The sequence below is a fragment of the Pantoea sp. SGAir0215 genome, from assembly GCF_043543215.1.
Genome location: NZ_CP028031.1, coordinates 2624879 through 2639996 on the forward strand (window position 1 = coordinate 2624879; position 15118 = coordinate 2639996).

A 15118-nucleotide genomic window follows, 5' to 3' on the forward strand; every position below is an offset into this window, starting at 1 on the left:
CTTTCAGCGCTAAAAAGGCCGCGAATAACGCGGCCTTTTTTATGCTTACTGCACTTTCGCCCGGATGGCGGCTTTTTCTGCCGCGCTTAAAAACGCGATAGTCAGGCCGTTGTCCTGTGCCTGACGCATTTGCGCCTGGCTCAGTCCCGCAGCCGGGGCGGCATGCAGGTACTCATGGGCCAGCTCAATGCCCTGTACGGCGGGATCGTCGGTGTTGATGGTCGCCAGCACGCCATGCTCCAGGAACGTTTTCAGCGGATGCTGCGCCAGCGAGGCGACGGTGCTGGTCTGGATATTGGAGGTCAGGCAGGATTCGATACCAATACCGTTTTCCGCCAGATAGTCCATCAGCGCGCGATCTTCAATAGCCTTCACACCATGACCGATGCGTTCAGCGCCCAGATCACGAATCGCCTGCCAGATACTTTCCGGGCCTGCGGCTTCACCGGCATGCACGGTAATATGAAAACCGGCATCCCGGGCGCGACGGAAGTGGCTCAGAAAACGGTGGCCCGGCGCACCGAGTTCATCCCCGGCCAAATCCACGGCGGTAATATGGTCGCGATGGGCGAGGAAGCCGTTCAGTTCATCCAGACAGGCCTGTTCGCCAAAAGTCCGGCTCATGATGCCCGTTAAGCGCACGGTGATATCATGCTGCTGGCAGCCGGCCTTTACGCCATCAATCACCGCCTCAACCACACCGGCAATCGGCAGATGGTGGGTCATCGCCATATAGCCGGGTGAAAAGCGCAGCTCGGCATAGTGAATCCCGGCGCGGGCGGCATCCTCGACGTTCTCACGCGCGATTCGCTGACAGGCGTCAAGATCGCCCAGCACTTTCACGCCCCAGTCCAGCTTTTGCAGAAAGCTGACCAGATCCGGTTGCGTTTCGGTGACCTGAACATGCGGACGCAGGGTGTCCAGCGTATCCGCCGGTAAGGTCAGGTTAAACTGGCGGCCTAAATCAAGGATGGTTTGTGCACGGATGTTGCCATCAAGGTGGCGGTGAATGTCGGTAAGGGGAAGCGTTGAATCAATCATGGAGTGCACTCGTCTGGATATCTGTAAAGTGCAGAGCATTATAAAAATATCTTGCGCAACAACGCCAGTGATTTGCGCAACAAGTGTGAAAGGCAGGGGTTAACTGTTCACTTTATAAACGGGAACGCCGCGCAGGCCGCCTGATAAGAGCGAATCGGGAGAGAAAAGCGGGCGATGCAGTGACGTAAAAAAGGCGGCCAGGGCCGCCTTGATCGAAAAGGTTGGCCTTATTGCGGCATGCCTTCGTTTGTCGGGACGCCAAGCATATAGCGTGACATGAACTGCTCCAGCGACATCTTATCGCCGTTCATGTTCACCTGACCGTTGGCATACTGCAGGCTGGTAACGATGTTGTTGTCCTGCGTTTGTGTCAGACGGAACATCTGGCCCATCGCTGCCAGCCCTTTAACCTGCTGATCGGCCAGTTTCTGCGCGTCGTCAGCCTGATAACCTTCAGCCAGGCCAATATGGCGCATGGTTTCCGTCGCCATCGGCATGTTGACAGACAGCTTCAGATCCAGCGTTTTCAGCACGCGATCAACGGATGCCGCCAGCGTCTGCGGTTCGCCTGTCACCGTGGACGGATCGTTAAAGTGGGCATTCAGGTTGAAAGTACTCTCGCCTTTATCGTTCTTCCAGCTCAGTGGTGCGATGCTGATGGACGGGGCCCCTTTCAGCAGGGTCGGCAAATTGTTCAGCAGGATCGCGCGCACACCGTTCTGGAAACGCACCGGATCGTCTTCCACGCCAGGCTGGTTCATCAGGGTGGTCAGCTGAGCGTTGTAGTTATCCGAGAAGGCTTTGACGCTTTGCGCATCAAACTGTGACAGCTTCATTTTTAATGCGAACTGACCCAGGTTCTGCTTCTGCACCTCAACGCCGTCAATTTTGTAATTAATGTCGCCATTGATTTTGCCGGACTGATTATCAAAAGAGGAATCACCGACCATCTTGTTAAGAATAACCGCGTCCTGACCGCTGACTGCGGCGGCCACTTTATCCACGCTGATGGACTGATCGCCAATGCGTACGCCTTCGTTGGTGAGATGCGTATCTGCTTTCAGCTTCAGGCCGTTCAGCGTAAACATCACCGGCTGATCGACCTGATTTTTGGTGGTGATGGCAATGCTGTCGATGTCACTGTCCAGGCCCACTTTATCGCCTTTGTTGTCTGCGCTGATATTCAGCGTGCCGCCGCTGGTGGCTAAGCGTTGCGCTGTTTGCGCATTTTGATAATCGATGGGCAGAATTTTTATTGCGGTGTCGGTGCTGCCGCTGTAACCCACACGCGTTTCGGCGTTGATAAACGACTGGTTGTTGGTCAGTTCAAACAGCTTTTTGACCGCATCGGTATTGGTCAGCGTGGTATGCACGGACGCCATGCTGGGGATCAGGTTGGCTTTTTTCAGCTGTGCGAAGGGGAACGGGCCGTGGTCGATCTGCTCGTTCAGGATGATGCTCTGGCCGGGCTTGAGCAGAGGATTATCTTCGGTCTGAGAGCTGGCCTGGATAACCACATTCATTTTACTGCTGAAAATGCCGCGTTGATAATCCTGATAGCTGACTTTCAGACGACTGTTGGGCGCCAGGGTGGTTAACTGAGCGTTAGCATTTTGAATCATTTGATCCATATTGCTTTCCAGCTTTTTGCCGGTAAACCACGCCGCGCCTGTCCAGACTACGCCCAGAGCGACTACCACACCAACGGCAACTTGAGTCTTTTTCATTGCTGAATCGTCCTTATCCTTGATTTCACCCGTGTCACAGACAGCGGGTGAAGAAGCGCCCGCAGGCATTTTAGCTAATAGTTTGAAATAATAGCAGTTAAGCGCAATGGCGTCAGCCGTCTCAGTTAAACGTGTTATACACGCGCGCCACCCGACCCTGGCCGGTGAGTGACACTGGCGCATCGGCGGCGGCCACGAAACAGGACTCGCCGGGTTTTAGCACCAGTTGCTGCTGGCGATTGGTGACGGTGGCCTCACCTTCAATACAAAACAGCAGTGCCGCGCTTTCCTGATGCAGGGTAAGCGGCTGCGCATTCACCGTATGAATGGAGAAAGCAAAGTCGTCTACCGGAATGGGAAAATACTCGCCATCCTGCTGTATCTCCGGTTGTGTAAGAAGCTGGCTGGCCGGCTTTTCGTCAAATTTGAGGTTGGCCATCAGTTCCGGAATATCAATATATTTTGGCGTCAGGCCAGCGCGCAAAACGTTATCGGAGTTGGCCATGACCTCCAGCGCCACGCCATGCAGATAAGCATGCGGCGTTTCCGCAAACAGGAACATCGCCTGTCCGGGCTGCAGAGTAATCACATTGAGCAGCAGCGGCGAGAATAACCCGCTGTCATCCGGATAGTATTCCGCAATCTCATGAATGGTTTGCCAGGGTTCGCCTGTCTGCTGACTGACGACGTTTTTCAGTACGGTTAACGCCTGCGCTTTTTCGTCCTGTTGAAGCGACAGCAGGGTTGAAAACAGTTGCGCCAGGTTGTCGGGGCTGGGCTGGCGCAGGAAATGCGCGATCTCTGGATGCGCGTCCGCCACTGGGGTGAGCAGTGTCACCATCTCGTTGCGCTCGCGAAACCCATTGATGGCTTTAAACGGCGTTAAGGCGTACACCAGCTCCGGTTTATGGTTGGCATCTTTATAGTTACGCTCAGGCGAACTGAGCGGTACAGAGGCGGCATTTTCACGCGCAAACCCCTCTTCGGCGGCGGATTTGCTGGGGTGCACCTGAATTGAGAGCGGCTGATCGGCACACAGCACTTTAAATAAAAAGGGCAGTTCGCCAAAGCGTTTCGCCACGGCGTCGCCCAGCATCTGCGACGGATGGGCCGCGATGACATCGCGTAACGAGCGGGATTGCCCCTCAACGTCAACGGCGGACGGGCTTTTGGGATGTGCCCCCATCCACAGTTCCGCCATCGGTAAGTCTTCAGGATTGGCGATGCCATACAGGGAGGTTAATGCCGTCTTGCTCCCCCAGGCATAATATTGCACCGCATTACTCATCTTTTTCATTTCACTGCCTTTCTGGCATGGGAATATTGCGCTTATTAAAGCAGAAACTGACATGGAAAATACATATCCAGCGCAAGAAGGATGCTAAGCTCGGATGATGTTAAAAATTTGTATGAGTTTATCTGCTTCATGCGTACCGAACACCCGCGCGTGAACGAAGGGTTTATTTAAAACGGTGAAAGGAGAAAGTCATGGCAGCCAATCGCGTTGAAAAAGATTCAATGGGGCCAATTGATGTACCGGCTGATAAACTTTGGGGCGCACAGACACAGCGCTCCCTGGAGCATTTCCGTATCTCAACAGAGAAGATGCCGGTGGCGCTGGTGCACGCGCTGGCGATGACCAAACGCGCGGCCGCCAGCGTTAACCGGGATTTAGGCTTACTGCCTGCGGAGCGGGCGGAGGCGATTATTCAGGCCGCTGATGAAGTGCTGGCGGATAAACACAGTGATGAATTCCCGCTGGCGATCTGGCAGACCGGCTCCGGCACCCAGACCAACATGAACATGAATGAAGTGTTGGCCAACCGTGCGAGTGAGCTGTTAGGCGGTGAGCGCGGCATGTCCCGCCTGGTGCATCCCAACGATGACGTTAATAAAAGCCAGAGTTCAAACGATGTCTTCCCGACGGCGATGCACGTTGCGGCGGTCATTGCGGTACGTGAGCACCTGATTCCCCAACTGAACGTCCTGAAGCAAACCCTGCGTGCCAAATCTGACGCCTTTAAAGACATCGTTAAAATTGGCCGTACCCATCTGCAGGACGCCACGCCGCTCACGCTTGGTCAGGAGATCTCCGGCTGGGTCGCCATGCTGGAGCACAACCTTAAACATATTGAGCAGAGCATTCCGCATCTGGCCGAGCTGGCGCTGGGCGGCACCGCGGTGGGAACTGGCCTGAATACCCATCCTGAATATGCTGTACGTGTGGCCAAAGCCCTGGCGGAACTGACAGAGCAGCCGTTTGTGACCGCCCCTAATAAGTTTGAAGCCCTGGCCACCTGCGACGCGCTGGTGCATGCACACGGTGCGCTGAAAGGCCTGGCGGCTTCACTGATGAAGATTGCTAATGATGTCCGCTGGCTGTCATCCGGTCCGCGCTGTGGTATCGGCGAAATTGCTATCCCGGAAAACGAACCCGGCAGCTCCATCATGCCGGGCAAGGTTAACCCCACCCAGTGTGAAGCGATGACAATGTTGTGCTGTCAGGTCATGGGTAATGACGTGGCGATTAACATGGGGGGCGCATCAGGCAACTTCGAACTGAACGTTTATCGTCCGATGATTATCCATAACTTCCTGCAGTCCGTTCGTTTACTGGCGGATGGGATGGACAGTTTCAATCACCACTGCGCTGTCGGTATCGAACCGGTGCGTGAGCGTATTGATCAGTTGCTCAACGAGTCGCTGATGCTGGTCACCGCGCTGAATACGCACATCGGTTATGACAAGGCCGCTGAAATTGCCAAACAGGCCCATAAACAAGGCTTAACGCTGAAAGCTTCGGCGCTGAAGCTGGGCTATCTGACGGAAGCGGAGTTTGATGCCTGGGTGCGTCCGGAAGACATGGTAGGCAGCATGAAGTCGTAAGTGAGGTCTGTCAGGGCCTGCACAGGCCCTGATATCACACCGGGCAGTCCACCCAGAGATGCAGCCGTGGGATCAGCAAATGCAGGGGTTCTGCGGCGGGTTTATAGCGATGCGTAATTGCCTCCGCATCGTAATTCAGCAGCTCACCTAACTTTGGCACCTGGGTGCGATCCCGGCACAGCACAAGAATCGGTGACGGGCAGGCAAGCTGCGTTTGCTTTTTCTCTTCCGCACGCCAGATGCGCGCAACCGGCTGCACTTTCACCGGACGTTTAATCTTCAGGCGCGCGGATGCGGGCAGGGCGCGTACATCCGCCAGTTCCTGCTGCACTTTTTCCGCCCACTGCTCGCGTGTCCAGGGAGCCTGGGCACGGCCAGCCTTCAGACTCTTTTCCAGTTGGGCGATGATCTCGTCCCGTTTAACGTTCTTAATGACCTGCTTGTTTGCCCAGCCAAAGCGCACACTCTCTGGCGCGGGAAGGGCGGTGATGGTCCGGTAAGCATTCAGGGTAATTAAGCCGCGCAAATGCTGATGCACAAATTCGAACCGGGCTTCGGAAGGCAGACCGGACTCCACGGTGATCATGTGCTCAAGACGGGCTTTCAGCTGGTTGATGCTGTTGATAAACGCGGTAAGCTGCTGCGCGTCCTGCTCGCTGCATTCGATGCAGAGCGCACCCGGCAGGCGCACGGCGGCTTTAGTACTGAGCTTTTCTGACTGGTGCTGTATGAACAGACGGCAATAGTGGTTGAGCGCCCGCTCCCGCGCCTCTGTGCCCAGGTGCTGCTCCACGGCAATCTGAGTAATCGCATCGTGTTCATGCCCTTTTTCAATCGGGGGCAGACTGAAGACCCGGGCGATTAACAGCGGCTGCGCCTCAATCTGCTGCCGTAATGCTCCCAGGGCTTCTTCGAGATCCTTGACGCACTGCTGCATATCTGTGACTAAATCATAACGCACCGCAGTCTCTCCTGTAGTTACAACATGCGCAATGTGGCAGAAAGATCGCGCTGCTGCAAACGTCTTTATAGTTACAACATACTAAACAGGCTTTCTGAAACGGTGCGGTCTGTGTCATAAGCAGGGCGAAGATAGCACAGGGTGCGATGAGGCCCACCAGAAAAAAGCGAGTGACAGCTCCACGCGGGACAGGGTGCATTACCATCGTCACCAGCGTAGACAGAATCGGCGGGAAGCGGCTGGTCACCGACGGTGACAAAACCAAAAAAGGTTATTCGGTGCCTGGCGGGCGCTCTCGCCGCCTTCAGGCACCGGGGTTAAGCGGCGCAGGATTACGAATGTCGGCTGAACAACTGATAAATCCGTTCCGGGAGCAGGCTGAATAAACATATTGATACGGCTTCGCAACATGACAGCAGCGTTTCGCCTTTTTTGCGCCAGAACAGGGTTACGATGATCACGGCTACGGCCGCTACACCGAGCGCGCCTGCCATATCCAGTGGGAAGTGAACCCCGAGAAAGATGCGTGACCAGGCAACCAGCAGTGAGACGAGCGTGAGAATGCCACCGGAGCCCCAGTTACCCCTGGCCCATAATGCCAGCGTGATACTGAAAAACAGCGTGCCGTGGTCGCTGGGAAATGACGTATCCGCAGCGTGATCGATCCACAGATGACCCAGCCGAATCATAAAAGGGCGCGGATGAAAATAGAATGCTGAACAGAGAAAATTCAGTGTCAGCCCTGTGATGGCCGTTACGATGGCAAACAGGGCGGTTTCGCGTTCTGCGCGCCCACCTGTAAACCAGTAAATCAGCAGCATAAGCGGCAGCAGAAAGATCAGATACTCTGCGCTGAATGTCGCAAAATCGATGAGCCAGCCGGGCGTGCCGGGAAGGGCATTAATGGTAAGGAACAGATCCTGATTATAGGTTTCCAGCAAAGTATTCATCAGCGCGTGGGCTCTGTGGTAAGAGAGGACAAGGGCCATTTTCCCCGCGCAAGATTAATAAAACCTTAATCGTCATTCGCCGCGTTCATCTGTTCAGCCGGCTGAATGAGTGGAAACACGTTCTCAAGAAAGAGGCCCGCCTTGCGGCTGCCATAAACACCACAGCGGTAAGCGCAGGGTATCCTCAGGCGGGCATGATATGTCAGCGGCAACGCGCATTTTCTCCCTCACAAACAGGGGGGATCTCGTTCAGTCAGTGCCTGACCGTTAACCCCACCCATGAATGAAGAACACACCGCATCGGTAACGTGACGTGGTGCCTGAAACATCACTTCGCTAAGACTTTCAACTGCGATCGGGCCGTGAAAAAACGACGATACGACAAATAGACGGCGATGATGGTCGATAAACTGGCTGTGCCAAGCAGCATAAACGTAACCATAATCTGGTATTTAATCGCCTTAAACGGGTCAACACCCGCAAAGATCAGCCCGGACATCATGCCGGGTAAACTCACCAGACCAACAGTTTTGGCGGCATCAACGGTGGGGATCATCGCGGCGCGAATGCTGTCGGCAAGGATTCGCTGCGAGGCCAGTTTGACCGGCGCGCCAAGGCTCAGCATCTCCTGAATTTTTTGGGCATTGTCGCTGAAGCGCTGGTTCAGGTTGCTGTAACACAGCCCCACAGCAACCATGGCATTGCCGGCAATCATGCCGGAAACCGGAATGACCTGCATAGGCAGAAAGGCGATTGCACCGCTCATGACCAGAATGGTCAGCGTAATGGCGGTGCCACTCGCGATCGCAACGAACGAAATCACAAAGGCATTATCAATGTTACGGCTGCGCTTACGGGCATTAAGCGCCGCATTGACGCAGATAAACAGCACCATCAGCACGGTCAGCCCGCCGTTATTCACATCGAAGACCGACTTGAGGACATAGCCTACGATGGCCAGTTGAACGATCGCGCGGCTGACGCTCCACAAAATATCTTTGCTCATGCCAAGCTTCTCTTTCTGGCTGATAAGCAACGCCATCAGGACCAGAACCAGCGACAGCAGTAGCGAGTTGTCACTTATTGTTGTCTGATGCATTCATCTTCTCCCTATCAGGTGACGTGAGGCGAAGCACATGCTCTGCCTGCTGTATGTCGTTAACATCGTGACTTATCCAGACGACGGCCATCGGGTGTTCTGCGACAAGCCGCCTGATCAGCGACTGTACCGTCAGGCTGTTTTCTTCATCAAGCGCGCTGGTCACTTCGTCAAGTAACAGCACGGCCGGCACAAACTGCAGATGGCGCAGCAGCCCAATACGCTGCTTTTCGCCGCCAGAGAGGGGCTCAATCGCAGCATTCAGCATATCCGGCGAGAGATTAACGCTCTCCAGCGCCGCCTTAAGTTTTGCCTGTGGCGGCGTCTGGCGGCGAAGTTGCCAGGGCAGGGCAAGGTTGTCATAAACCGTCTGACCGAAAAGCTGTGGCGTCTGAAAACAGTACGATACCTGCTGACGGTATTCCTCGGCCCTGAGCGTGGCGATATCGCGGCCCTGAAAGCGGATCTCTCCGGTCGTTGGCGTTAACAGAGAGGCAAGGATCTTCAGGAAGGTACTTTTGCCACTGCCGGAGGCACCGGTGAGCACGACAACGTCGCCCGGCGACAGCTGTAAAGAGACCGGCTGCAATAGCTGTCTGCCGCCGTGTGAAAAGGTGACATCCTGCGCATCGAGCAGGGGCAGAGAAGGGGTCATCGTTGCTTCCTGGATAGGGGTTAATAAGTCCGGTTCGTCGATATCTGAAAAAAGGCGGTGCATTCAGCCTTTTACTCCTTGCGTGGCTTTCCAGCCCGGCCTGGCATCTTCCTGTTTATGCCGTGTCCTGTCAGGTCATGAGTCAGAATAGCCGAATTCACCACCGGTGCTAACGGAACGCATAAGCCGGTTCAGACGGGCAACGACATCACGCCGCGCGTCCCGCTTCGGCTCAGGCCTGAGCGGGACATGCCTTTTTCATTTTGGTTGCTGATTTTTTCACATCCTGCCGGGCGATTAACTGTGCGGCAGGGCAACAGCACATTTTGAATGTCCTTATCGCCTTAGCTGCGTGTGCTCTACCACCACAGGGAGAAGAAATCCCGCTGGGGCGCGTTGGTAACCGGACCGTTGGGGGGCGTAAAAAAGCGGTAAAGCCAACGGCGGCATTTTTCCTTTTAGCTGAACATGTTATAAAAACACTTTGTTTGCTAACGGATCCTCAACATGGACGTGATTAAAAAGCCGGGTGTCACGCAAATTGTCACGCTGGGCCTGGTTCAGATCCTCTCCTGGGGCGGTTCGTTTTATCTGATGGCGGTCATGGCCGCGCCTGTTGTAGCAGAAACCGGATGGTCGCAACAGTGGGTTTACGGCGCGTTATCGCTGGGCATTTTAGTGTCTGGGTTGCTCGCTCCGCGCTGTGGCCACCTTATTGCACGCACGGGCGGTCGCCTGATGCTGGCACTCAATGGCATCGTGATGGCGGCAGGGCTTACCCTTATGGGATTCAGCCATCACTTACCGGTGTTTTTACTGGCCTGGGTCATCATCGGCATCGGCATGGCGATGGGGCTGTATGATGCGCTGTTTGCGACGCTGGGCACCCGCTATGGTGGGCAGGCACGCAGCGCCATTACCGGCATAACCCTGATTTCCGGTTTTTGTACCAGCGTGGTCTGGCCTGCCACCGCGCTGCTTATTCACTGGCTGAACTGGCGGGGCGCGTGTTTCGCCATCGCCGCGCTGTTGCTGGTCAGCGTCTTACCGGCCTATTTTTATGCTTTGCCCAAAGGCCATCTTATCTCACCCGTCAAACGTAAAAGCGCACCCGGCACAGCGCCGGATTTGCCCGCAGTCTTGTTTTACCTGTTGTGCGCCATTTTCACGCTGGCCTCGGTGATTATGACGGCCATTTCGGTGCAGCTTATCACCCTGTTGCAGGCCAGTGGTTACAGCATGGCGGCGGCGCTGGCAATCAGTACGCTGCTGGGGCCGTGCCAGGTGGCATCCCGTCTCATTGATATGGCTTTTAAAGGGGGCCATCCCATCTGGACCACTTTTTTTTCGGTGGGGCTGGTGGCGCTGGGGTTGTTGTTGCTGGCGCTGTTTCCGCAACTGGCCCTGTTAAGTATGATCTTTTACGGTGCGGGAAACGGCTTACGCGCCATTGTGCGCGGCACTTTGCCGCTGATGATGGTAAAACCTGAAGCGTACGCGGTACTGGCAGGCCGGATGGCGCGTCCGGCGTTAATGGGGCAGGCGGTAACGCCGTTAGGCGTGGGCTATGTGTTTGCGACGTTGGGGCCCAAAGCCACGCTGTGGTTACTGTGCACACTGGCAGTAATTAACTTGCTGCTGGTGGTGGCACTGAAAAAGCGGCTTCCAGCGCCAGCGCCATCTGTGCGCTAATGCTGTCCGCTACCGCTGGGCAAATAAGCACCTTGTGCGGTCGCGGGCTTCCGGGTGGGGAATATGTGCCTTGTGGCGGGTGGGTTGCTTCTAAAAAGTGACAGTGTTTGTTATATTCATCCCTGTTTGTTGGTTCACTTAGGCGGCTATATAACAACAAGAATGCACCGCAATTCAGGATACAAAGATGCTTGATTATCGCTTCCCGACAGCTTTGCAAATGGTTCTGAGTGTGGCGGTGGCGGAGCAAATGGGAAAACGCTCTACCAGCGCGATTCTCGCTTACGGGCTTGAAGCAAACCCGAGCTTTATACGTAAGTTAATGGTGCCATTAACCCGTGATGGCATTATCGTGTCCACTCTGGGTCGTACGGGTTCCATTCATTTGGGCAGACCCGCAGCCGAAATCACGCTGCGTGATATTTATGTCTCTGTGACAGATGATAAAAAACTCTGGGCGGCTCGCCCGGATGTGGCACCGCGTTGCCTGGTCAGCGCCAACCTGTGCTGGTATTTTAAATCGATTGCCGAGGAAGCCGAGCAGGCATCACTGGCGGTACTCGCGAAGCGCACCGTCGCCGACGCGTTAAATGAGCTGAAAACCCACGACACCAGCAACTGCACCGCCGTGCCTGAGCCTGAGGTGACGGAACCGGATACCGACTGCAAAAAAAGCCGCTGATGCGGCTTTTTTTACGTCTTATGTAAACTGACGACCATCACGTGCAAGGGTGTTGCATTCATCATCGGCAGCTTTCACCGTCACGTCCTCTCTGCCTGTCTCTGACGAACGCCCGTACTCAGTAATTCCGTCCGCGCGCGCACAACGCCTTTTAAATAAAATAAACGCTAACCGGCTCCGCCAGGGCACGGGTCGGGCGTTGTATATACTGACGTTGAGAGGCAGTGCCCCGACGTCCGCAGGATCGTCGGGGCACACGCATTACTGCGTGTGTTCCGTAACCGGGCGCGCGGCGTTACGCGTCACCAGCTTACGCAGCGCCACATAAAACACCGGCGTTAAAAACAGGCCAAACAGCGTCACCCCTAACATACCGGAGAACACCGTGACGCCCGTCACGCCGCGGACTTCCGCGCCTGCGCCTTCCCCCAGAATCAACGGAATAGTTCCGGCGATAAAGGCGATAGAGGTCATCACGATAGGGCGCAGACGTAACCGACAGGCCTCAAGCGCGGCGTCGACAATCCCTTTACCCTGCATCTCCAGTTCGCGCGCAAACTCCACAATCAGAATGGCGTTCTTACAGGCCAGGCCCATCAGCACCACCAGACCGACCTGCACAAAGACGTTGTTGTCTCCGCCTGTTAACCACACGCCCAGCAGGGCCGACAGCATGGTAACCGGCACAATCAGAATCACCGCCAGCGGTAACGTCCAGCTCTCATACAGCGCGGCCAGCACCAGGAAGGCCAGTAACACCGCCACCGGGAAAACAATCAGCGCGGTATTGCCCTGCGTCGCCTGCTGGTAGCTGAGGTCGGTCCATTCGATGTTCATGCCGTTCGGCAACAGCTGGCCGGACATCGCCTCAAGCTGGCGCATCGCCTGGGCGGAGGACAGTACCCGGGGGTCCGCATCACCGATCAGGTCCGCCGCCGGATAGCCGTTGTAACGAATAACCGGATCGGGCCCGTAAGTGGTGGTGATATGCACCATGCTGCCGATGGGCACCATCTCGCCACGATCGTTGCGGGTACGCAGGTTGGCAATGTCCTCCACGCTGTCACGAAATTCGCCATCTGCCTGTGCCATCACCCGCCAGGTCCGGCCAAAGCGGTTAAAGTCATTAACATAGGATGACCCCAGATAAGTTTGCAGCGTACTGAACAAATCCGTCAGCGCCACACCCTGTGCCTTGGCCTTATCACGGTCAACCTGCACATCCAGTTGCGGTACGTTGGCCTGATAAGACGAGATGGGGAAGTGCATGCCCGGCGTCTGCATTACCGCGCCGGAGAGTGTATTAATCGCGGTTTGCAGTGCGCCATAGCCCAATCCGGCCCGATCCTGTACATAAAGCGAATAGCCCGAACCCTGGCCCAGACCCAGAATCGGTGGCGGCATAATGGAGAAGCCAAACCCCTGCTGGATACGGGCGATTTTTGCATTAATGTCCGCGTTAATCTCCGCCGCCGTGCGCTTACGTTCACTGAAAGGTTTCAGACCGAAAAACACCGTGCCGCTGTTCGGCGTATTGGTAAACTGCAGCGCATTCAGGCCCGGAAAGGCAACCGCATAGGCCACGCCTTCCGTTTGCAGACCGATTTCACTCATCTGCCGGATGACCTCATCCGTGCGCGCCAGCGACGATCCTTCTGGCATTTTCACGCCGCCAATCAGGTAAAGCTTATCCTGCGTGGGGATAAATCCGCCCGGTACGGCATGGAACATCCAGCCGGCGCCCGCCAGTAACACCAGATACACGCCAAACACCGCGCCGCGCCGCCGCAGGGTTTTCGCTACCATCGACTCGTAGCCATGGGCCGTGCGGTGAAAGAAACGGTTGAACGGGCGGAAAATCCAGCCAAACAGCCAGTCGATCAGGCGCGTGGGCCTGTCTTTGGCGGCCTGGTGATCCTTCAGCAACATTGCTGCCAGCGCAGGCGATAAGGTCAGCGAGTTGATGGCAGAGATGACGGTCGAAATGGCAATGGTGGTGGCAAACTGCTTGTAAAACTGACCGGTGACGCCCGACAGAAACGCCATCGGCACAAACACGGCACAGAGCACGAGCGCGATAGCGATAATCGGCCCCGATACTTCGCGCATGGCCTGATGCGCCGCCGCTTTGGGTGACAGACCCATTTCAATATTGCGCTCAACGTTTTCCACCACCACGATGGCATCATCCACCACGATACCGATGGCCAGCACCAGACCGAACAGGCTCAGGGTGTTAAGCGAGAAACCGAGCAGGTAAAGCACGCTGAACGTGCCCACCACGGAAACAGGGACCGCCAGCAGGGGAATGATCGAGGCCCGCCAGGTTTGCAGGAACAGAATCACCACCAGCACGACCAGAAAGACTGCCTCCAGCAGAGTCTGGACCACGGCCTTGATGGAGTCGCGCACAAACACAGTGGGATCGTAGGGCGCTGCCCATTTCACATCGTCAGGAAAGCGGGTGGCCAGCTCATCCATTTTGGCTCGCACCGCATTGGAAAGATCGATCGCGTTGGCCCCGGGGGCCTGAAAAATACCAATGCCGACGGCATCTTTATTGTTCAGCTGCGAACGCAACGCATAGCTGCCCGCACCCATTTCGATGCGTGCCACATCGCGCAGCCGCACCAGCGAGCCGTCCTCAGCGGTTTTTAAAATGATATCGCCGAACTGCTGCTCATTTTCGAGCCGGCCCTGCATGTTGATCGACAGCAGAAAATCGCTCTGCTTTTTCAGCGGTTCCGCACCAAGCTGCCCGGCAGAAACCTGCACGTTCTGCTCCTGCATTGCGCTGACGACTTCGGCGGCGGTCAGGCCGCGTGCGGCCACCTTGTTGGGATCCAGCCAGACGCGCATGGCATATTCGCCTGCACCAAAGATCTGGATCTGCCCGACGCCTGGCAGGCGGGCCAGTTCGTCTTTCACTTTCAGCGTGGCGTAATTACGCAGGTAAAGAGAATCATAGGTACTGCCCGGCGAAAACAGATGTACCACTAAGGTCAGCGTAGGGGACATTTTTTGCGTCGTAATGCCCAGCCGGCGCACGTCTTCAGGCAGTCGCGCTTCCGCCTGAGCGACACGGTTTTGTACCTGAACCTGCGCCTGGTCCGGATCGGTGCCGGGACGAAACGTCACGGTGGTCACCAGCACGCCATCCGAACCGGCGACGGACTTCATATACATCATGTTTTCGACGCCGTTAATCGCTTCTTCCAGCGGGGTCGCCACGGAATCGGCAATGACCTTTGGGTTCGCGCCGGGGTATTCGGCGCGCACCTGCACGCTCGGCGGCACCACGTCGGGATACTCACTGATGGGCAATAACGGTATGGCGATCAGGCCGGTCATGAAAATCAATACCGACAGCACGGCGGCAAAGATTGGCCGATCAATAAAAAAGCGGGAAAAATCCATATCAACCT

General features: G+C 55.9%; 11 protein-coding genes. 3 read left to right on the forward strand and 8 right to left on the reverse strand.

Annotation, left to right across the window (positions count from 1 at the left end; genetic code table 11):
- Positions 1-45 precede the first annotated feature (45 nt).
- From add to manA, 3 genes are all read right to left on the reverse strand, one after another.
- The gene (gene add / locus C1N64_RS12315) at positions 46-1041 is read right to left on the reverse strand and encodes an adenosine deaminase (protein ID WP_058709172.1); all 996 of its coding nucleotides are present in this window, start codon (positions 1039-1041) and stop codon (positions 46-48) included.
- 227 nt (positions 1042-1268) lie between these two features.
- Positions 1269-2768, reverse strand: a complete 1500-nt coding sequence (locus C1N64_RS12320; protein WP_006119074.1) for a YdgA family protein — start codon at positions 2766-2768, stop codon at positions 1269-1271.
- A 121-nt stretch (positions 2769-2889) separates the two neighbouring features.
- Positions 2890-4065 (reverse strand): mannose-6-phosphate isomerase, encoded by a 1176-nt coding sequence (gene manA / locus C1N64_RS12325; RefSeq protein ID WP_039340451.1) that lies wholly within the window; start codon positions 4063-4065, stop codon positions 2890-2892.
- Positions 4066-4256: 191 nt separating this feature from the next.
- On the opposite strand from manA, the gene fumC reads away from it, so the two are divergent.
- Entirely contained in the window at positions 4257-5654 is a 1398-nt protein-coding gene (gene fumC, locus C1N64_RS12330) for a class II fumarate hydratase (protein WP_006119076.1), read from the forward strand.
- Between the two features lie 34 nt (positions 5655-5688).
- Here fumC and tus read toward each other — a convergent pair whose 3' ends face one another.
- The 4 genes from tus to fetA form a co-directional block, all read right to left on the reverse strand.
- Entirely contained in the window at positions 5689-6591 is a 903-nt protein-coding gene (gene tus / locus C1N64_RS12335; RefSeq protein WP_375096451.1) for a DNA replication terminus site-binding protein, read from the reverse strand.
- Between the two features lie 356 nt (positions 6592-6947).
- Positions 6948-7565, reverse strand: coding sequence for an undecaprenyl-diphosphatase (locus tag C1N64_RS12340; protein WP_162285673.1), 618 nt, complete (start codon positions 7563-7565; stop codon positions 6948-6950).
- Positions 7566-7893: 328 nt separating this feature from the next.
- On the reverse strand, positions 7894-8664 hold the full coding sequence (fetB, locus tag C1N64_RS12345; protein ID WP_394514835.1) for an iron efflux ABC transporter permease subunit FetB: 771 nt from the start codon (positions 8662-8664) through the stop codon (positions 7894-7896).
- Positions 8642-9319, reverse strand: coding sequence for an iron efflux ABC transporter ATP-binding subunit FetA (fetA, locus tag C1N64_RS12350; protein ID WP_367143061.1), 678 nt, complete (start codon positions 9317-9319; stop codon positions 8642-8644). Before fetA ends, fetB begins: the two co-directional genes overlap by 23 nt.
- Before the next feature lie 507 nt (positions 9320-9826).
- On the opposite strand from fetA, the gene C1N64_RS12355 reads away from it, so the two are divergent.
- Together C1N64_RS12355 and C1N64_RS12360 are read left to right on the forward strand one after the other, a co-directional pair.
- A complete protein-coding gene (locus C1N64_RS12355; RefSeq protein ID WP_039340446.1) occupies positions 9827-11011 on the forward strand; it encodes an MFS transporter in 1185 nt (394 codons plus the stop codon).
- Positions 11012-11198: 187 nt separating this feature from the next.
- The gene (locus C1N64_RS12360) at positions 11199-11693 is read left to right on the forward strand and encodes an RrF2 family transcriptional regulator (RefSeq protein ID WP_006119082.1); all 495 of its coding nucleotides are present in this window, start codon (positions 11199-11201) and stop codon (positions 11691-11693) included.
- Between the two features lie 261 nt (positions 11694-11954).
- On the opposite strand, the gene oqxB is transcribed toward C1N64_RS12360, so the two are convergent.
- On the reverse strand, positions 11955-15110 hold the full coding sequence (gene oqxB / locus C1N64_RS12365; protein ID WP_394514836.1) for a multidrug efflux RND transporter permease subunit OqxB: 3156 nt from the start codon (positions 15108-15110) through the stop codon (positions 11955-11957).
- Positions 15111-15118: the final 8 nt, after the last annotated feature.